This window comes from Methylopila sp. 73B, from assembly GCF_000526315.1.
Lineage (GTDB): Bacteria > Pseudomonadota > Alphaproteobacteria > Rhizobiales > Methylopilaceae > Methylopila.
In genome coordinates, this window is record NZ_JAFV01000001.1 from 2,783,076 (window position 1) to 2,800,854 (window position 17,779).

Here is a 17,779-nt window from a genome sequence, read left to right on the forward strand (position 1 = left end):
ATTGCAGTGCGATCACGGAGCGGACGAGCGGCGATGGCGCTTCAGACTTCAACAGCGACAACGGCTTCCCCCACGCGCCTCAAGGCGCTGTGGACGCGGCTGGAGGCGAAACGGATCTATGAGCAGCCGTTCGCGGACCTGCTGTTCCAGGCGCAGACCGTGCACCGCCGCCACTTCGATCCCAACGCCGTCCAGATGTCGCGCCTGCTGTCGATCAAGACCGGCGGCTGCCCGGAGGACTGCGGCTATTGCAGCCAGTCCGCCCGGATGCCGGGCGAGAAGCTCTCCGCATCCAAGCTGATGGAGGTTGAGCGCGTGATCGACGAGGCGAAGAAGGCCAAGGACGGCGGCGCCACGCGCTACTGCATGGGCGCCGCCTGGCGGAGCCCGAAAGAGCGCGACATGGACATGGTGCTCGCCATGGTCGAGGGCGTGAAGGGTCTCGGCATGGAGACCTGCATGACGCTCGGCATGCTGTCGCCGGAGCAGGCGATCCGCTTGAAGGACGCCGGCCTCGACTACTACAACCACAACATCGACACCTCCGAGCGCTACTACGCCGAGGTGATCACCACCCGCACCTTCGCCGACCGGCTGGAGACGCTGGACAATGTGCGCCAAGCTGGCATGAAGGTCTGCGCCGGCGGCATCCTGGGCATGGGCGAGACGGCGGACGACCGGGTCGACATGCTGGTGACCCTCGCGAACCTGCCCGAGGCGCCCGAGAGCGTGCCGATCAACATGCTGATTCCGATCCCCGGCACCAAGCTCGAGAACGCCGCGCCGATCGACCCGATCGACTTCGTGCGCACCATCGCGCTCGCCCGCATCATGATGCCGACGAGCCACGTGCGGCTGTCCGCCGGCCGCACCGACATGTCGGACGAGACCCAGGCGCTGTGCTTCCTCGCCGGCGCCAACTCGATCTTCGTGGGCGAGACGCTGCTGACCGCCGACAACCCCGGCGAGGACCACGACGCCGCGCTGTTCCGCCGCCTCGGGATCCAGCCGGAGGCGCTGGACCCGTCCGAGTGAGCCGGCTCGCCCGCTTCGAGGCCGCGCTCGCCGGCCTCGAACGGCGCAGCCAGCGGCGCCGGCTGATCCCGCGCGCAGGCCTCGACTTCGCCTCCAACGACTATCTCGGCCTCGCCGCCTCGCCGCGGCTGGCGACAGCCGTGGCTCAGGCCGCCGCCCGCGGGGTCCCCGTCGGCGCGGCCGGCTCCCGCCTGCTGCGCGGCAACCATCCGGAGCACGAGGCGCTGGAGGCGGAGGCCGCGGCGTTCTTCGGAGCGGAGCGCGCGCTCTATTTCGGCGCAGGCTACGCGGCGAACGTCGCGCTCGTCGCGGCGCTGCCCCAGCGCGGCGACCTCGTCGTCTATGACGCTCTGGTGCACGCCAGCGTCCACGAGGGGCTGAAGTCGACCAAGGCCGACGTGGCCGTAGCCCTGCACAACGACGCCCGGAGCGTTGAGGACGCCATCTTCGCCTGGCGCGCCGACGGGGGGCGGGGAACGCCCTGGATCGCGGCGGAAAGCCTCTACTCCATGGACGGCGACGTCGCGCCGGTCGCGGATCTGCTGGCCGTCGCGGAGGCCCACAATGGGTTCCTGCTGCTGGACGAGGCCCACGCCACCGGCGTGTTCGGCGCCTCGGGCCGGGGTCTCGGGGAGGCCTTCGAGGGCCGCGAGGCGCTGATCTCGGTGCACACCTGCGGCAAGGCGCTGGGCGCCTCCGGCGCGCTGGTCACGGGCCCCGCCGCCATCGTCGATTTTCTCGTCAACCGCGCAAAACCCTTCATCTACGCCACCGCTCCCTCCCCGCTGATGGCCGCGGCGGTGCGGGAAAGTCTCAGGATCGTCGCCGAGGAGCCCGAGCGGCGCGCTTCGCTGAAGGCGCGCATCGCCGTCGCCACCGAACGGCTCGGGCGCCTCGGCGTCGCGCCCACGGGTACGCAGATCCAGCCGGTGATCCTCGGGCTCAACGCTCGCGCGGCGGAGGCCGCCCGCAGGCTGCAGGCCGCTGGCTTCGACTGCCGCGCTATCCGGCCGCCCACGGTGCCGGAAGGCACCGCGCGTCTGAGGATCTCGCTCACGCTGAACGTCTCCGAGGACGAGGTCGCCGCCCTGATCGACGCCATCGCCGAGGCCCTGACGGCCGCCGCGGCATGAGCCCGATCGTCGTCACGGGAACCGACACCGGCGTCGGCAAGACCGTGTTCGCCGCCGCTCTTACGCGCGCGCTGGGCGCGCGCTACTGGAAGCCGGTGCAGGCCGGGCTCGACGAGGCGACCGACAGCGCCTCTGTCGTTGAGCTCGCCAAGCTATCGCCCGAGCGCGTCATCCCCGAGGCCTACCGGCTCAAGACGCCGGCCTCCCCACACATCGCCGCCGAAATCGACGGCGTCGCGATCGACGTCGACCGCCTGACGCCGCCTGAGGTCGACGGTCCACTGGTGATCGAGGGCGCGGGCGGCCTGCTCGTGCCGCTGACCCGCTCCGTGCTGACCATCGACCTGTTCGCCCGCTGGGGTTTGCCGGTCGTGCTGGTGGCGCGTACGGGCCTCGGCACGATCAACCACACGCTGCTGTCGCTGGAGGCTTTGCGGGGCCGGCGCATCTCCGCGCTGGGCGTCGCCTTCGTGGGCGACGCCCAGCCGGACTCGATCGCGACGATCGCCGCCTTCTCCGGCGTGAAGGTCCTGGGACGGCTGCCGCGGCTCGATCCGCTGACGCCGGAGACGCTGGCCGCGGCCTTCGCGGCGGCGTTCGACGTCGAGGATTTCACGTCGTGAGCAAAGCGCTCCATGACAAAAGGCGGGACGCAAAAATCCCTCCCCTGGGACAGGGGAGGGTGGCCTCGCGGCTCGCGAGGTCGGGTGGGGTAGGCGTTCGCAGATGGCGCGCCCCACGCCCAAGACCCCACCCGACCCGCCGCTCCGCGGCAGGCCACCCTCCCCACGCCTTCGGCGCGAGGAGGGATACTCGTGCCTGCTACGACCGCCGCGCTCAGGCGTTCCCCTCATGACCTCACCCGTCTGGCGTCCGTTCTTCCAGCATGCGGTCGAGCCTGATCCGCCCGTCGTGGTCCGCGCCGAGGGCGCCTATCTCCACACCTCCGACGGCCGGGCGCTGCTGGACGCGATCTCGTCGTGGTGGGTGACGACCCACGGCCACCGCCACCCTCACATCATGGCGGCGATCCGCGAGGCGACGGACAGCCTCGACCAGATGATCTTCGCCACCGTGACGCATGAGCCCGCGGAGCGGCTCGCGCGCGAACTGACGGCGATCGCCCCCGCCGGGCTCGCCCATGTGTTCTATTCCGACTCCGGCTCCACCGCGGTCGAGGTCGCGCTCAAGATGGCGCTCGGCGCCTTCGCCAACCGCGGCGAGAAGCGCACGACCATCGTCGCGCTGGAGGGCGCCTACCACGGCGACACCATCGGCACGATGAGCGTGGGCGAGCGCGGCGTGTTCAACGCGGCCTACGAGCCGCTGCTGTTCGACGTCGCCCGTCTGCCGTTCCCCGCGCCCGGCCGCGAGCAGGCGACGCTCGACCGGCTGGAGCAGTTCGCCCGCGACGACGGCGTCGCGGCGCTGATCGTCGAGCCGCTGGTGCTCGGCGCCGGCGGCATGCGGATGTACCCGCCCTCGGTGCTGGCGGAGCTCGCGCGCATCGCCCGCGAGGCCGGCGCGCTGGTGATCGCCGACGAGGTGATGACGGGCTGGGGCCGCACCGGCTCGCTGTTCGCCTGCGGGCAGGCCGGGCTGTCCCCTGACATCCTCTGCACCTCCAAGGGACTGACCGGCGGCGCGGTGCCGCTCGCGGCGACGCTCGCCACGGCCGAGATCTTCGACGCGCATCTGTCGACGGACCGCTCCAAGACCTTTTTCCACTCCTCGTCCTACACCGCGAATCCGATCGCCTGCGCGGCGGCGGTCGCCAATCTCGAGGTCTGGCGCGACGAACCCGTCCGCGAGCGCGTCGCAACGCTATCGGCGGCGCAGGCGAAGAGGATCGCGCGGTTCGAGGGCGATCCGCGCTTTGCGAACCCGAGGGCCTGCGGCACGATCGCCGCGGTCGACCTCGTGGCGCCGGACACGGGCTATCTCGCGGAGATCGGGCTGACGCTTCGCAGCTTCTTCCTCGAGCGGGGCCTGCTGGTGCGGCCGCTCGGCGAGGTGCTCTACCTGATGCCGCCCTATTGCGTGACGGAGGCCGAGCTCGACCGGGTATACGACGCTTTCGAAGAGGCCGCGGGTTTGTTGGGGCGGCGGACATAGTGCGTGCTTCGAGACGCCGACCGGCGGTCGGCTCCTCCAGCATGAGGGCCGGCGAGCCTGAAGGCGGTTTAAGTCGAGATCAAATATGACGTGGATCAAACCTCCTCATGCTGAGGAGCGGCCCGAAGGGTCGCGTCTCGAAGCACGCATTTCGGGTGAACGCTTTTCATGAGAGCCAAAGGAACCCGCCTCGCCGGCTTCGGCTGGGCCGCGCCGGCGCGGCGGGTGGCGAACGCCGAGATCGAGGCGACGCTCGGCCTCGACGCCGGCTGGATCGAGCGCCGCACCGGCATCCGGGAGCGGCGCTGGGCGGTCGGGGGCGAGACGCTCTCGGGGCTTGCGGTCCAGGCCGGCGAGCGGGCGTTGGCGGGCTCCGGGATCGACCGCGCGGCGATCGGGCTCACCCTGCTCGCGACCTCCACGCCCGACCAGCTGCTGCCGCCGACCGGACCGCTGGTCGCGCATCGGCTGGGACTGACCCGCTCCGGCGCGGTCGATCTCGCGGGCGCCTGCGCCGGCTTCCTCTATGCGCTGGCGCTGGCGGAGTCCCACGTCCGCGCCCATGCCCGGCCGGCCCTCGTCATCGCCGCCAACCTGCTCAGCCGGCGCATCAATTTTGCAGAGCGCGGCAGCGCCGTGCTGTTCGCAGACGCCGCCGGCGCGGTCGTGGTCGCGCCCTCCGACAATCCGGACCAAGGCGTGCTGGGCCTGTCGCTCGCCTCCGACGGCGGAGGCTACGGGCTCGTGGGCATCCCCGCCGGCGGCAGCAGCGCCCCTTACGCCGAGGGGATGCCGATCGAAGACACGCGAATGACCATCGCCGACGGCCGCGGCCTGTTCGCGGACGCGGTGCGGCTGATGACGGCCTGCTCAGGTGAAGCGCTGGCGGAGGCGGGCCTCGCCGCCGAGACGATCGACCGCTTCGTGCCGCACCAGGCCAACGCCCGCATCTTTTCGGCGGTGGGGGCGAAGCTTGGGATTCGCGACGCCGCCATGGTCTCGACCATCGCCGCCTTCGGCAACTCCTCGGCCGCGACCATCCCCCTGTCGCTCGCCCTCGCCCACGAGGCGCGCCCGATCTCGCCCGGCGAGACCCTGCTGCTGCCGGCGGCCGGCGCAGGGCTTTCCGGCGGGGCGCTCGTGCTGAGGACTTAGAAGGCGCCGCTCGATGCAAGCGTGTGCTTCGAGGCGCCTCGGGCTTCGCCCAAGGCTCCTCAGCATGAAGAGGTTTGAGCCCCAAAGACCTCCTCATGCTGAGGAGCGCCGAAGGCGCGTCTCGAAGCACGCACGGGGCTCGCGCCCTCACGCAGACTCACCCGAGCGTGAGCAGCCTGCGCCCAAGCTCGTCGACCGCGATGTCCTCGCGCGCTCTGCGCGCCTCCGGCTTCTCCCGCGTGCTCCACAGCAGGTAGTCCGTCGCTCCGCGGTCGGGCAGGCCCGGATGCAGGGTGCGGGCGGGAGCGTGATCGCCGTAGACGCAGAGCGCGGCGCCGCCGGGAACGTCGGCGAGGGCTTCCGCCACCCGCGCGATCATGCGGTCGGCGTTAACGAGGTGGCGGGCGTATTGCTTCGCCGGATCGTCGGTTTCCGGCAGCCGTCCCGGCCCCCAGGGGCCGTGGTTCTCGATCGTCACAACGAACAGAAACAGCGGCTCCCGCGCGGCGGCGGCCTCCGCCGCGATGGCTTCGGCCACCGCGACGTCGCCGACGTAGGGACCGCAGCGCTCGGCGTTTGCGAAGGCCTCGCCGTCGATGAAGCGCTGGAAGCCGAGCTGCGGGACCAGCGTTTCGCGGTCGAAGAAACGGCGGTCGTAGGGGTGCAGGAACGTCGTGCGGCGGCCGGACGCCAGGAACAGGCGCGGGATCGCGCGGGCGGCGTAAGGCGCGACGGTGAGATAGGGGTCGAAGGCGTCGAGGCCCAAGACGTCGGAGGGAAGCCCCGTGAGGAAGCCGAACTCGCTCCGCATGGTGTAGGCGCCCTCGGCCGGGACGCGACAGCGACCCCAGCAAAGCGCCTCATTTTTCAGGCGTTCGAAGGCGGGCAGTCTTGGCCCGGCGACGCCGCGGGCGGCGAGGTCGACGAAGCTCTCGATCTGGATCGCGACAATGACGGCCGGCCCCGCCTTCGGGTGCCGCGGCGTCGGCAGGGCGGCCGCAGCGGCCGCCGCCGCCGGGCTTGGACGCGCCACGGAGCGCCAGGCGAGCGCGTGCAGGATCAAGGTCGAAACGAGGCCGAAGCGGGCGACGTCGCGGTTCGGATCGGGCGGCAGTTCGACGACCTCCTGGGCGAAGCGGCCCGCCGCATCGAGGCGCAGGAAAGCGAAGGCGCAAAGCGCGATCGCGGGTGGGAGCCCCAAGAGAATGAACGATCCGCCTGATGGAAACACGGAGGGTTCGACCGAGAACCAGAGCGTGGTCGCCACGATCAGCACGGCGAACACCGCGAGCGCCCGGGGCTCGGCCAACTTCTCGGCGTAGTAAAGCCGCGGGTGCCGGATCGCGTTCCGCACCAGCGCCCCGTCCGAGAAGGTCAGGGGGTCGCCGAGGATGTTGCGCTTCATGCCGCTGCCGGCGGCGGCGAGGAAGGTGGCGACGCAGACCACGAGCGCCGCGTGCCACGGCCGCCACGACAGAGCGAACGCGAGTGCGAACGCAACGACATGCAAGGTTAACCTGAGGGTAACAACCCGCCACGGCGCCCGCATCGCCTGGGTGGACGGCGGAAGCGTCTCGAGCGCGAGCGACACGAGGAAGGACAGCGCGAAGGCGGCGACCGTGGCGATCATCTGAGCCACCGCCCGATAGGTCCCAGCACGACATGCCGGGTCATCGCATAGAGGTGACGGAGCTTCGCCGCCCGCCGTCCAGCCGGGGTGGCGGCGACGGCCCGGCGCCGCGCGATGACGTCGAGCGCCCGCTCCGGCCCGCAGGGAAGCCCGGAGCCGGGGTCGCGGTAGAGCGGATAGAGGATCAGCGTCGCCGCCACGAGCTCGTCGAGGCTTCGGGCGCGGGCTCGCCGGGGGTGCCGCGCGAGATCTTCGGTGAGGCTCCAGCCGGCGTAGAACGGCTGGCCATGGGTGGTGACCTCGAGGCCCCGCAGCAGCGCCTCGAAGCCGGAGAGCGAGGTCATGGTCTCGACCGCCCGGCACTGCGGGTAGAGCGCGGCGATCGAGCCGTCGGTCACGACCGCGTCGGCGAGGCCTGCAAGGTCACGCTCCGCCACCGCGCCAACCCGGTAGCCCGCGACCACGTCGGGATGCGGCTTGTAGATGAGGAAGGCGTCGGGCCTGCGGGCGCGGGCCGCCTGGAGCAGGCCCAGGTTGGTGCGCACGGCGCCGGCGCCCTTCACGATCGAGGCGTCGTCCTCGACCTGCCCCGGCACGAGCACGCCGAACCGGCCCTCCGGCACGACGCGGTGCGACTCCACGCCGACGTTGTACTTGGTCACCTCCTCCGCCACGAGCCGCGCCCGGAGCCGCGCGGCGCGGGCGATCGTCCCAGCGGGAATGTCGGCCTTGCGCAGCAAGGTCTCGAGGTCGCTCGGGGCGGAGGGGTCGTAGTAGACGCCGCTTTCGTCGAGCACGAGCGACAGCGCCGCGACGAAGGCGGAGCCGAGCCCGACCGAACGCAGGAAGCCGTCCTCCAGCCGGGCGAAGGGGGCGCCGACGGCCCGTGCGGCCGCCTCCGCGGCGTCCGTCCGGCGCGAGGCCCAGGCGACGACGCGGCCATGCCCGCGGGCCGCGCCGCGGGCGGCCTCCGCCGCCGAGCCGGCGAACACTGGCGCGCCGTTGGGCCCGGCGAGGAAGCCTGCGACGGTCGGCCGCTTCCAGCGCGTGATCCCCACCCCGAACGAGCGCCGCGCCGTCCGCGCCCTGTGGCGCAGCACGTCCGCCGCGATTTCGAGCCCGCGCGCCGGCGTGATCCGGCTTCGGTCGTAGGGACAGAGCCAGACCACTTCGGGGTCCGCGGGATCGAAGCCCGCCGCGAGTCGCAGCTCTCCGGGGCCGGCGAGCGCGAGCAGTTCCGACATTGCGGCGAGGAGCGCGTGGTCGGGCTCACGCTCGACGGCGGGCTGTTTGGCCGCAGCGGCGTCGATCAGCCGGTAGCCGAGTGGACGGCGCGCGGCGTCGAGCGCGGCCAGGGCCAGCGGGTGCGGCGCAAGACGCAAAAGCCTCAGCCGTCTCGCATTTGCGAGCGTTTCCGCCGCCTCCTCAAGGGGGTCGCCCAAGGTCGTCACCACCGCCGTAAGCGGCGCTTTTTCCGTGTTCCCCAATGAGACAGCGAGACCCGTCACGGCCTCCACATCACGGACGCGCGACCGCAAACGGTTGGAAATGATTGCGACGCAGCCGGGCGTGTGGTTCAACTAAAGGTGTCCGAGGCTTTCTTGGGTCGAGCTTTACGTCAGCGCTAACGGCCTGCCGCGCGCGGCGCAATGCCCAAAGAAGACGCCACGTCGATGCCGCTGCTTCGCAGCTGCAGCATCGTCCGGACGGGGGCATGACAGGGACGGCGCGATCCGTGAAGGCGGGGCGCGCCGGTTGGCGCACGATGAACGACGGAAAAGGCGACCGGTCCAGCCGGCCGACCCGGACGTTTTTGTTTCTTCAGGGCCTGGCCTCTCCATTTTTCCGTCGCCTCGGGCGCACGCTGAAGCGGCAGGGCTACGGCGTCGAACGCATCAATCTCAATCTGGGCGACCGGCTGTTCTGGAACCTTCCAGGCGCCACCGACTACCGCGGCAGCTTCCAGAACTGGCGGCGCTTTCTCGCGGCCTTCATCGAGGAGCGCGGCGTCACCGACCTCGTGCTGTTCGGCGACGGCCGGCCCTATCACCGCATCGCCATCGGGGTCGCGCAATTGCGCGGGGTGCAGGCGCATGTGTTTGAGGAAGGCTACTTCCGCCCGGACTGGATCACGGTCGAGGCTAACGGCGTCAACGGCTACTCCACCCTGCCGCGCGATCCGGACGTCGTGCGCGACCTCGCGCGCGGCCTGCCTGAGCCCTCGAAGCCGCAGCCGATCTTTGGCGACATGGGCGCCCGCACGGTCTGGGACGTGACCTACAACTTCGCCCACGTGTTCTTCCCCTATCTCTACCCCGGCTACCGGCGCTACCGGCCGCACCACCCGGTGGTCGAATACGCCAGCTGGATCCGCCGGCTTGCGCGCCGCAAGACCGAGACCGCCGCCGCGAACGCCGTTGTGGCCGCGCTGAAGGCGGACGGCGCGCCGTTCTTCCTGCTGCCGCTGCAGCTCGACAGCGACTACCAGATCCGGCTGCATTCCCGCTTCACGCTCATGACGGAGGTGGTCGATCTCGTCGCCGAGTCCTTCGCGGCCCATGCGCCGTCCGACGCCAAGCTGGTGGTGAAGCTGCACCCGCTCGACAACGGGCTCGTGAACCGCCGCAAGCTCACCCAGGCCACGGCCGACCGGTTGGGCCTTGGCGACCGGCTGATCTTCATCGACGGCGGCGACGGACGAGACCTCATCGCCGCCTCCTCCGGCGTCGTCGTCGTGAACAGCACCATCGGCACCGAAGCCCTGATCCAGGGCAAGCCGCTGATGGCCCTGGGACAGGCGATCTACGGCATGGAAGGCCTCAGCCATCAGGGCGACCTCGACGCCTTCTGGACCGAGCTGCCTCGCCCCGACATGTCCCTCGTCGAGGCCTTCCGCCGGGTCGTCTTCGCACGCACCCTGCTGAACGGCGGGTTTTACGCCGAACAGGCGATCGAGATCGGCGTCGCCCACGCGGCGGAGCGTCTGATCGAGACCGCGCCCTCGCGTTTCGCGCCCTTCGCGTCGGGGTGGCGTCCGGCGGGCGGCTATGGCGAGGCGGGCGCGGCCCTGCCCGGCGAGTGAGCGCTCCGTTTCCGAACTCCATCGTCGTCACGGGCGCAGGCCGCGGCATCGGCGCCGCCCTCGCCCGGGCCTACGCGCGGCCCGGCGCCACGCTGCTGCTGATCGGCCGGACCGCGGCGACGCTCGAGCGCACGGCCACGGAGGCGCGGGCGAAGGGCGCCGAGGTGGAGATCGCGGCGCTGGACGTGTCGGACGCCGGAGCCCTCGCGGCCGCGCTTCTCGCCTTCGACGCCCGCCGGCCGGTCGATCTCGTCATCGCCAACGCGGGCGTCTCCGGCGGGCTGGGGCCGAACCGCTCCGCCGAGCCGTTCGAGACCGCCCAGCGCCAGATCCGCGTCAACCTCGAGGGCGCGGTCGCCACCGTGACGCCGCTGATCGACCCCATGCGCAGCCGCCGCTCGGGCCAGATCGTGCTGATGAGTTCGCTCGCCGCGCTGCAGCCGATCGGCGACACCGCGGCCTACTCCGCTTCCAAAGCCGGCGTGCTGGTCTGGGGCCGCGCCCTTGCGGACTACCTCGCCCCGTCCGGCGTCGGCGTGTCGGTGGTGTGCCCGGGCTTCGTGACGAGCGACATGAGCCAGCGCTACCTCGGCCCGAAGCCGCTCGAAATGTCCGCCGACGCCGCGGCGGAGCTGATCCGGGGGAGGGTCGCGAAACGCCGGGAGATGATCGCCTTCCCCTGGGCGATGGTCGCGCTGATCCGCCTGTCGAACCTTTTGCCCCGCAAGGTCTCGCGCTTCGTGCTGTCGCGGGTGCCGGTGACGATCGAGCCCGACCGGCACATGTAAGGGCGCTATGGCTCCGCCATCGCGAACGTCAGCGTGGCGCGGGCTTCAGATTGATGCCCTTCCTCTCGAGCACAAGCACGAACGCCGCCTGCATGCGCTTCGCCGACTCCAGCATCTGCGGGGTGAGCGACTGCATCAACTCGCCCATCAACGCCGGCATGACCGTGATCGTCTTCTTGCCCGTCGGGCTCTCGTAGAAGGCCAGTATGTCCTTCAGCTCCTGCGCGCTGAAGTGCTTCGCGTACACCGCCGGCGCCGAGGCGACGCTGGTTGCGATGTCCTTGTCGGCTATGGCCGCGAACTCGCTCTTCAGCTCGACGAACTGATCGGACGTCACCTCCGGCGCGGACTGATGAATCAACGCCTCGATCTGCACCCAGCTCTGGTCGACCATCTGCCGCTGAAGCTGGTCGACCAGCGTCACCTGCATCAGTCGCCGGGCGAGGTCGAGCGCTTCGGGATCGCTCTGCGCCCGACCGGCGGCGGGCGCCAATGCGACGGCCGACGCGACACAGGCCGCGACGGCGAAGTTTCGAAAAGTCGACATCACGCCCCCTCTTTGGAGCGGCCCGCGGCCGCCTCCACGGAAACGGAGGTAGGGCGCTACGGCCGCGCCGTCGACTCCGCGGGGGCGCCGGTCTTCGGTCAGCGCCGCTCCGCCCAGGTGAACCAGCCGACGCCCGCGAGCACCAGCGCGGCGCCCGCGAGATCGATCACGGTCACCCGCTCGCCGAGGAACAGCGCCGCGAGCACCAGCGTCGCGATCGGGCTCACCGTGCCGATGGCGGCGTTAGCCTGCGCCGAAATCCGGTGCAGCGCGGCCGAAAGCAGGAAGCTCGGCAGGATGGTGCTCAGCACCGCGATCATGGCGGCGTAGACCCACGCCCTCGCCGTCAGCTCCGCCAGCACGCCGAGGTCCCGGACCACGAAGAACTGCAGGATCGCCGCAGCCGCGGCGCCGGTCATCGCGATGCAGGTGAAGAGCTTGGGGCCGAGCTTGGCGATCTGCCCCTTTGCGAACAGCTGGTAGAGCGCGAAGGCGAGCGCGGAGGCGAGCACGAGCGCCGCGCCGTCGCGCGTGGCGTCGAAGCCCGCAGCCTCCATGTCCTTGGTGAAGACGAGCGCGAGGCCGGCGTAGCTCAGCGCGAAGGCGAACAGCGCCTTCAGGCGAAACGGCTGGCCGAAGAACGCCGCGCCGATCAGCACCGTGAACAGCGGATAGGTGAACAGGATCAGCCGCTCGAACGGCGCGGAGATATAGGCGAGGCCGAGGAAGTCGGCGTAGCTCGCGAACCAGTATCCGAGCAGACCGACCGCGAGCGAGGCCGCGAGGGTCCGCCCGTCGAGCGCCGCGGGCTTCCCCGCCCGCGCCACCGCCATCAGCCCGATCGCCAGATAGACCGGAACCGACAGTCCCATGCGCAGCGCGAGCAGCGTCTCGGTGTCGACGCCCTCGGCATAGGCGAACTTGATCAGGACGCCCTTGCTGGAAAACAGGATCGCGCCGGCCGCGGCGAGCGCGTATCCGCCCCAGGGCGCCGCGGCGCGGACGCGCGTCGGCGTCGTGAGGACTTCGGGATCGGCGGGGGTTGTCGTGGGCATCGCGGGACCTCTCGCCCGCGGGTATCACGCGGACGCGAGGCGGCAAACGCCGGAGCGCGCAAGGCTGCCCTGTTCGGGCGCCGCACACGTAAACGGCCCGGGCGGAGGACCCGGGCCGTTCGAGCAGGGGTTGGGGCGACGAAGCGTCGAGCGCGTCAGGTGCCGGTGTGGTTGGACTGGGTCGACGCGGTCGTGTTCTTGCGGGCGCAGGGCTCGGCCGAAGCCGGCGCCGCGACGGCGACGCCGAGTGCTACGGCGAGCAGCGTGGCGGTCAACGTCTTCATCGTCGCTCTCCTCGTCAGACAGCGGGCGGGATCGCCCGCAGCCCGATCAGGCTACCACTGGTCAGCGACGCGCCAAGCCCAAAGGGCAGGCGCCCGGTTCACGCTTTCGCGCGTGGAGGCGGGCCAGGTCACGCCGGTCGTCATGCCCGCTTTACGCCGGGGATGCGCCCTGCGAGCCCCTCGTCTCTGGCGCAGCGGTCGGCTTTCGACTATCGACGGCGCGACGCCTTCTCCTGCCCTCTCCTCCTCCCGGAGACGAGATGCCCGACCTTCTGCTTGAGCTGTTCTCGGAAGAGATCCCCGCCCGCATGCAGGCCCGCGCGGCCGACGACCTGAAGGCGCTGGTGACCAACGCGCTGGTGGAGCGCGGCCTCACCTACGAGGGCGCCAAGGCCTTCGCGACGCCGCGGCGGCTGACGCTGGTCGTCGGCGGCCTCGCCGCCCGCCAGCCGGACCGGCACGAGGAGCGCAAGGGTCCTCGCGTCGGCGCGCCGGAGAAGGCGCTGGAGGGCTTCCTCAAGGCCGCCGGCCTCGCCTCCATCGACCAGGCGACGGTGCAGGCCGACCCCAAGGGCGATTTCTACGTCGCCCGCATCCACAAGCATGGCGCCGCCACGACGGACGTGATCGCGGCGATCGTGCCCGAGATCGTGCGCTCCTTCCCCTGGCCGAAGTCCATGCGCTGGGGGACCGGAATGCTGCGCTGGGTGCGGCCGCTGCACTCGATCGTCGCGACCTTCGGCGTGCCGCAGGAGGAGCCCGAGGTCATCCGCTTCGAGATCGACGGGATCGTCTCCGGCGACGTCACCCGCGGCCACCGCGTCCATGCGCCCGGCGAGATCCGCGTGCGCCGGTTCGACGACTACGTCGCGAGCCTGGAAAAGGCCCACGTCGTGCTCGACGCCGAGCGCCGCCGCGACATCATCCGCGCCGACGCGCGTACGCTGGCGCAAGCGCAGAACCTCGAGCTGGTCGAGGACGAGGGCCTGGTCGACGAGGTCGCGGGGCTTGTGGAGTGGCCCGTCGTCCTGATGGGCCAGTTCGAGCCGGAGTTCCTCGAGGTGCCGGACGAGGTGATCCGCGCCACCATCCGCGCCAACCAGAAGTGCTTCGTGCTGAAGGACCCGGCGACGGGGCGGCTGACGAACCGCTTCATCCTGGTTGCGAACCTCGACGCCAGCGACGGCGGCAACGCCATCGTCCACGGCAACGAGCGCGTGGTGCGCGCCCGCCTCTCCGACGCGCGCTTCTTCTGGGAGACGGACAAGAAGGTCCGGCTCGAGGACCGGCTGGAGAAGCTGAAAAGCATCACCTTCCACGCCAAGCTCGGAACGCAGTACGAGCGGGTGGAGCGTATCGCCAGGCTGGCCAAGGAGCTCGCCCCGCTGGTGGGCGCCGACCCCGCGAAGGCTGAGACCGCCGCCCGCCTCGCCAAGGCCGACCTCGTCACTGAGATGGTGGGGGAATTCCCCGAGCTGCAAGGCCTGATGGGGCGCTACTACGCAGCCGCCGAGGGGCTCGATCCCGAGATCGCCGCCGCGCTGGAGGAGCACTACAAGCCCCAGGGCCCGTCGGACCGCATCCCGGCGGCGCCCGTGTCGATCGCTGTCGCGCTCGCCGACAAGATCGACACGCTGGTCGGTTTCTGGGCGATCGACGAGAAGCCCACGGGCAGCAAGGACCCCTATGCGCTGCGGCGCGCGGCGCTTGGAGTCGTGCGGATCATTCTGGAGAACGGGCTGCGGCTGAATCTTCTCGCTTTGGTTGGCGGAGCCTCGCACGAGGGGATCGGCGACGATCTCCTCGCCTTCCTCGCCGACCGCCTGAAAGTCCAGCTCCGCGAGCAGGGCAAGCGGCACGATCTCGTCGACGCGGTGTTCGCGGCGGGCGCGGGATCACCTCTCCCCGGCGGGGAGAGGTCGACCGGCGAAGCCGGGCGGGTGAGGGGGCTTGAACGCTCTCCGGACGCCGGCGAGCCCCCTCACCCGGCCCTGCAGGCCGACATCTCCCCGCAGGGGAGAGGTGAAGGAAGGAACGACGACCTCGTGCTGGTCGTCCGCCGGGTCGAAGCGCTTGAGACTTTGCTCGCGACCGAGGACGGCAAGAACCTGCTCGCGGGGTATCGCCGCGCGGCGAACATCCTGAAGGCCGAGGAGAAGAAGGACGGCGCCGGCGCGTTCGAGGCGGCGCCCGAGGCCGGGCTGCTGACTGAGCCCGCCGAGAGCGACCTGTCGGCGGCGCTGGACGTCGCGGAGCCTGCGGCCACCGAGGCGCTGGCGCGGGAGGACTTCACCGCCGCGACCACGGCGCTTGCGAAACTGCGCCCCCAGGTGGACGCGTTCTTCGATCAGATCATGGTCAACGCCCCGGAGGCGGGGCTTCGCGCCAACCGCCTCAAGCTGCTGGCCCGGCTGCGCCGCGCCGTCCGCGCCGTCGCCGACTTCGACCGCATCGCGGGCTGAGCGCTCCGGCGTCCTCCGGCTTGACCGGCGGGCCCGCCGGCGGCTTCTGCGGAAGTCCACCCCACCCGACCTCGGCTCCGCCGAGGCCACCCTCCCCGGTCCCAGGGGAGGGATCGCCCCGCGCCAATCCTGATCGCGCCTGACCGGGCGAGCGGACCGCGACGCCCACCGATCAAGCGCGCGGATCCCTCCTCACGCGCCAGCGTGGGGAGGGTGGCCCCGGCCGGGAGGCCGGGGTCGGGTGGGGTCTTGGGCGTCGGGCGAGCGGCCGCGACAACGGCTCCTGCGAGAGCCCACCCTACCCGACCTCGGCTGCGCCGAGGCCACCCTCCCCTGTGCCAGGGGAGGGATCGCCCCGCGTTCATTCTGAAACCAAGCGACGAGGCGCCGGAGCGCCCCCTCCCCCTTACATGTGGATGGCGCGGCCTTCGACGGCGAGCGCCGCTTCCTTCACCGCTTCGGCCAGCGTCGGGTGCGCGTGGCAGGTGCGGGCGATGTCTTCCGACGAGGCGCCGAACTCCATCGCGATCGCGGCCTCCGCGATCAGGTCGCCGGCGCGGGGGCCGACGATGTGGACGCCCAGCACCCGGTCGGTCTTGGCGTCGGCCAGCACCTTCACGAAGCCCTCGGTGGTGGCGTTCGCCTTGGCGCGGCCGTTGGCGGTGAAGGGGAACTTGCCGGCTTTGTAACCGACGCCGGCGGCCTTCAGCTCCTCCTCGGTCTTACCCACCGAGGCGACCTCGGGGTAGGTGTAGACCACGCTCGGGATCACATCGTAGTTCACGTGGCCGGCCTTGCCCGCCAGGATCTCCGCGATCGCCATGCCCTCGTCCTCGGCCTTGTGGGCGAGCATCGGGCCGACGATGACGTCGCCGATGGCGTAGATCCCGTCGACGCTGGACTTGAAGTGGCCGTCGGTCTTCACGCGGCCGCGCTCGTCGAGCGCGACGCCGGCCTCCTCCAGGCCGAGGCCCGCGGTGTAGGGAACGCGGCCGATGGCGACCAGCACCACGTCCGCCTCCAGCGTCGCGGCCTCGCCGCCCTTGGCCGGCTCGACCGTGACCTTCAGGCGCTCGCCCGCCTTCTCGGCGCCCGTAACCTTGGAGCCGAGCTTGAACGCCACGCCCTGCTTCTCCAGCAGGCGCTGGAACTGCTTGGCGACGTCGGAATCCATGCCGGGCAGAATGCGGTCGAGAAACTCGACGACGGTGACCTCGGCGCCGAGGCGCCGCCACACGGAGCCGAGCTCCAGACCGATCACGCCGCCGCCGACGACGATCATCTTGGCGGGGACCTTCTTCAGCGTCAGCGCGCCGGTCGAGGACACGATGGTCTCTTCGTCGATGTCGAGGCCGCGCAGCTTCGCGACGTCCGATCCGGTGGCGATCACGATCGCCTTGGTCTCCAGCGTCTGCGCGGCGCCCTCCTCGGACGTCACCTCGACCTTGCCGGCCCCGAGAATCTTGCCGGTCCCGTGGAAGGCGTCGACCTTGTTCTTCTTCAGCAGGAAAGCGACGCCCTTGGTGTTGCCGTCCACGCCCTCGTCCTTGAAGGCCATCATCGCCGGCAGGTCCAGTTCAGGCGCCGGGACCTTGATGCCCATCTTGCCGAACTTGTGGCCCGCCTCCTCGAACAGCTCGGAGGCGTGGAGCAGCGCCTTGGAGGGGATGCAGCCCACGTTCAGGCAGGTGCCGCCATGGGTGGCGCGCTTCTCCACCACCGCCACCTTGAGGCCGAGCTGCGCGGCGCGGATCGCGCAGACATAGCCGCCGGGGCCGGTGCCGATGACGATGAGGTCGTAAGCCATCTGTCTCTTTCGCTTGCGGTCGTGGGTCAGGCCGCGCGAGGCGGCGCGTCGTAAGAAGAACGGCGCGCCGCGAAGACACGCCTCAAAAAGGGAACGACTTCGGGCCGGCCGCGGTTGAGTCGCACGAAGCGGCGACCACGCGGCCGCTGGGCCCTCCCCCTCGAGAAGGAACGATCGACATGGCGGCCGCCAAGAAGACCGAGACCAAGACCGAAGCCAAGACGACTGCAGCCAAGACCACGGCGACGAAGGCCGAGACCAAGAGCCCGGCGAAGCCGAAGGCTCCGGCCAAGGCGAAGTCCGCGGACAAGCCCAAGTCCGCCGCCACGCCCAAGGCGTCCGGCGCGAAGAAGCCCAACGCTCTCAGCGTCGAGGTGAAGCCCTCGGCCGACCTCGCCGCCATCGTCGGCGAGAAGCCGCTGCCCCGCAGCGAGGTCGTCAGCAAGACCTGGGACTACATCAAGAAGCATAAGCTTCAGAACCCCGATGACGGCCGCGAAATCCTGGCCGACGCCAATCTTGAAAAGATCTTCGGGAAAAAGAAGGCGACTATGTTCGAGATGAACAAGTTCCTGAACGCGCATCTGAGCTGACGCGACGCGAGGCGGCCGGGCGAACGTCGCCCGGCGGCCTCGGCGATAGTCTGACATTCGAGGCGCCGTAACGGATCGACGTCGCATCCGCGC

General features: G+C 70.8%; 15 protein-coding genes. 9 read left to right on the forward strand and 6 right to left on the reverse strand.

All coding sequences use genetic code 11. The annotated features are described in order from the left end of the window. Nucleotides 1-33 precede the first annotated feature (33 nt). From bioB to K244_RS0113445, 5 genes are all read left to right on the forward strand, one after another. Nucleotides 34-1,035: a biotin synthase BioB gene (gene bioB / locus K244_RS0113425; protein ID WP_020186792.1), complete on the forward strand. Its 1,002-nt coding sequence runs from the start codon at nucleotides 34-36 to the stop codon at nucleotides 1,033-1,035. Next, nucleotides 1,032-2,168, forward strand: a complete 1,137-nt coding sequence (locus tag K244_RS0113430) for an 8-amino-7-oxononanoate synthase (RefSeq protein ID WP_020186793.1) — start codon at nucleotides 1,032-1,034, stop codon at nucleotides 2,166-2,168. The genes bioB and K244_RS0113430 overlap by 4 nt, the downstream gene beginning before the upstream one ends. Beyond that, a complete protein-coding gene (gene bioD, locus K244_RS0113435; RefSeq protein WP_020186794.1) occupies nucleotides 2,165-2,791 on the forward strand; it encodes a dethiobiotin synthase in 627 nt (208 codons plus the stop codon). Before K244_RS0113430 ends, bioD begins: the two co-directional genes overlap by 4 nt. Nucleotides 2,792-3,020: 229 nt before the next feature. Next, nucleotides 3,021-4,283: an adenosylmethionine--8-amino-7-oxononanoate transaminase gene (locus K244_RS0113440; RefSeq protein WP_020186795.1), complete on the forward strand. Its 1,263-nt coding sequence runs from the start codon at nucleotides 3,021-3,023 to the stop codon at nucleotides 4,281-4,283. A gap of 168 nt (nucleotides 4,284-4,451) precedes the next feature. Then, on the forward strand, nucleotides 4,452-5,438 hold the full coding sequence (locus tag K244_RS0113445) for a beta-ketoacyl-ACP synthase III (RefSeq protein WP_020186796.1): 987 nt from the start codon (nucleotides 4,452-4,454) through the stop codon (nucleotides 5,436-5,438). Nucleotides 5,439-5,595: 157 nt separating this feature from the next. Here K244_RS0113445 and K244_RS0113450 read toward each other — a convergent pair whose 3' ends face one another. After that, complete coding sequence (locus K244_RS0113450) at nucleotides 5,596-7,068, reverse strand: LTA synthase family protein (RefSeq protein WP_020186797.1); 1,473 nt, start codon at nucleotides 7,066-7,068, stop codon at nucleotides 5,596-5,598. Next, a complete protein-coding gene (locus tag K244_RS22000; protein ID WP_245259769.1) occupies nucleotides 7,065-8,510 on the reverse strand; it encodes a beta-3-deoxy-D-manno-oct-2-ulosonic acid transferase in 1,446 nt (481 codons plus the stop codon). Before K244_RS22000 ends, K244_RS0113450 begins: the two co-directional genes overlap by 4 nt. Nucleotides 8,511-8,833: 323 nt before the next feature. On the opposite strand from K244_RS22000, the gene K244_RS0113460 reads away from it, so the two are divergent. Both K244_RS0113460 and K244_RS0113465 read left to right on the forward strand, forming a co-directional pair. After that, nucleotides 8,834-10,150: a capsular biosynthesis protein gene (locus tag K244_RS0113460; protein WP_020186799.1), complete on the forward strand. Its 1,317-nt coding sequence runs from the start codon at nucleotides 8,834-8,836 to the stop codon at nucleotides 10,148-10,150. After that, nucleotides 10,147-10,938, forward strand: a complete 792-nt coding sequence (locus K244_RS0113465) for an SDR family NAD(P)-dependent oxidoreductase (RefSeq protein ID WP_020186800.1) — start codon at nucleotides 10,147-10,149, stop codon at nucleotides 10,936-10,938. Before K244_RS0113460 ends, K244_RS0113465 begins: the two co-directional genes overlap by 4 nt. Nucleotides 10,939-10,966: 28 nt before the next feature. Here K244_RS0113465 and K244_RS0113470 read toward each other — a convergent pair whose 3' ends face one another. From K244_RS0113470 to K244_RS24335, 3 genes are all read right to left on the reverse strand, one after another. Continuing rightward, the gene (locus K244_RS0113470) at nucleotides 10,967-11,485 is read right to left on the reverse strand and encodes a DUF2059 domain-containing protein (RefSeq protein WP_020186801.1); all 519 of its coding nucleotides are present in this window, start codon (nucleotides 11,483-11,485) and stop codon (nucleotides 10,967-10,969) included. Nucleotides 11,486-11,583: 98 nt separating this feature from the next. After that, on the reverse strand, nucleotides 11,584-12,540 hold the full coding sequence (locus K244_RS0113475; protein ID WP_020186802.1) for a DMT family transporter: 957 nt from the start codon (nucleotides 12,538-12,540) through the stop codon (nucleotides 11,584-11,586). Between the two features lie 155 nt (nucleotides 12,541-12,695). Continuing rightward, on the reverse strand, nucleotides 12,696-12,824 hold the full coding sequence (locus K244_RS24335; protein WP_020186803.1) for a hypothetical protein: 129 nt from the start codon (nucleotides 12,822-12,824) through the stop codon (nucleotides 12,696-12,698). Between the two features lie 260 nt (nucleotides 12,825-13,084). On the opposite strand from K244_RS24335, the gene glyS reads away from it, so the two are divergent. Further along, nucleotides 13,085-15,286 carry a glycine--tRNA ligase subunit beta gene (gene glyS / locus K244_RS0113485; protein WP_020186804.1) on the forward strand — a complete coding sequence of 734 codons (2,202 nt, stop codon included), beginning with the start codon at nucleotides 13,085-13,087 and terminating at the stop codon, nucleotides 15,284-15,286. A gap of 406 nt (nucleotides 15,287-15,692) precedes the next feature. On the opposite strand, the gene lpdA is transcribed toward glyS, so the two are convergent. Further along, the gene (lpdA, locus tag K244_RS0113490) at nucleotides 15,693-17,093 is read right to left on the reverse strand and encodes a dihydrolipoyl dehydrogenase (RefSeq protein ID WP_020186805.1); all 1,401 of its coding nucleotides are present in this window, start codon (nucleotides 17,091-17,093) and stop codon (nucleotides 15,693-15,695) included. 179 nt (nucleotides 17,094-17,272) lie between these two features. Here lpdA and K244_RS0113495 point away from each other — a divergent pair, with 179 nt between their 5' ends. Beyond that, nucleotides 17,273-17,686: an SWIB/MDM2 domain-containing protein gene (locus tag K244_RS0113495; protein ID WP_020186806.1), complete on the forward strand. Its 414-nt coding sequence runs from the start codon at nucleotides 17,273-17,275 to the stop codon at nucleotides 17,684-17,686. Nucleotides 17,687-17,779: the final 93 nt, after the last annotated feature.

What these genes read in the sequence shown, in the direction of transcription:
- K244_RS0113475 (WP_020186802.1), bottom strand. Translation starts at nt 12,540, where the DNA reads ATGCCCACGACAACCCCCGCCGATCCCGAAGTCCTCACGACGCCGACG.
- K244_RS0113470 (WP_020186801.1), bottom strand. Translation starts at nt 11,485, where the DNA reads ATGTCGACTTTTCGAAACTTCGCCGTCGCGGCCTGTGTCGCGTCGGCC.
- bioB (WP_020186792.1), top strand. Translation starts at nt 34, where the DNA reads ATGGCGCTTCAGACTTCAACAGCGACAACGGCTTCCCCCACGCGCCTC.
- glyS (WP_020186804.1), top strand. Translation starts at nt 13,085, where the DNA reads ATGCCCGACCTTCTGCTTGAGCTGTTCTCGGAAGAGATCCCCGCCCGC.
- K244_RS24335 (WP_020186803.1), bottom strand. Translation starts at nt 12,824, where the DNA reads ATGAAGACGTTGACCGCCACGCTGCTCGCCGTAGCACTCGGCGTCGCC.
- lpdA (WP_020186805.1), bottom strand. Translation starts at nt 17,093, where the DNA reads ATGGCTTACGACCTCATCGTCATCGGCACCGGCCCCGGCGGCTATGTC.
- K244_RS0113450 (WP_020186797.1), bottom strand. Translation starts at nt 7,068, where the DNA reads ATGATCGCCACGGTCGCCGCCTTCGCGCTGTCCTTCCTCGTGTCGCTC.
- K244_RS0113495 (WP_020186806.1), top strand. Translation starts at nt 17,273, where the DNA reads ATGGCGGCCGCCAAGAAGACCGAGACCAAGACCGAAGCCAAGACGACT.
- K244_RS0113445 (WP_020186796.1), top strand. Translation starts at nt 4,452, where the DNA reads ATGAGAGCCAAAGGAACCCGCCTCGCCGGCTTCGGCTGGGCCGCGCCG.
- bioD (WP_020186794.1), top strand. Translation starts at nt 2,165, where the DNA reads ATGAGCCCGATCGTCGTCACGGGAACCGACACCGGCGTCGGCAAGACC.
- K244_RS0113460 (WP_020186799.1), top strand. Translation starts at nt 8,834, where the DNA reads ATGAACGACGGAAAAGGCGACCGGTCCAGCCGGCCGACCCGGACGTTT.
- K244_RS0113440 (WP_020186795.1), top strand. Translation starts at nt 3,021, where the DNA reads ATGACCTCACCCGTCTGGCGTCCGTTCTTCCAGCATGCGGTCGAGCCT.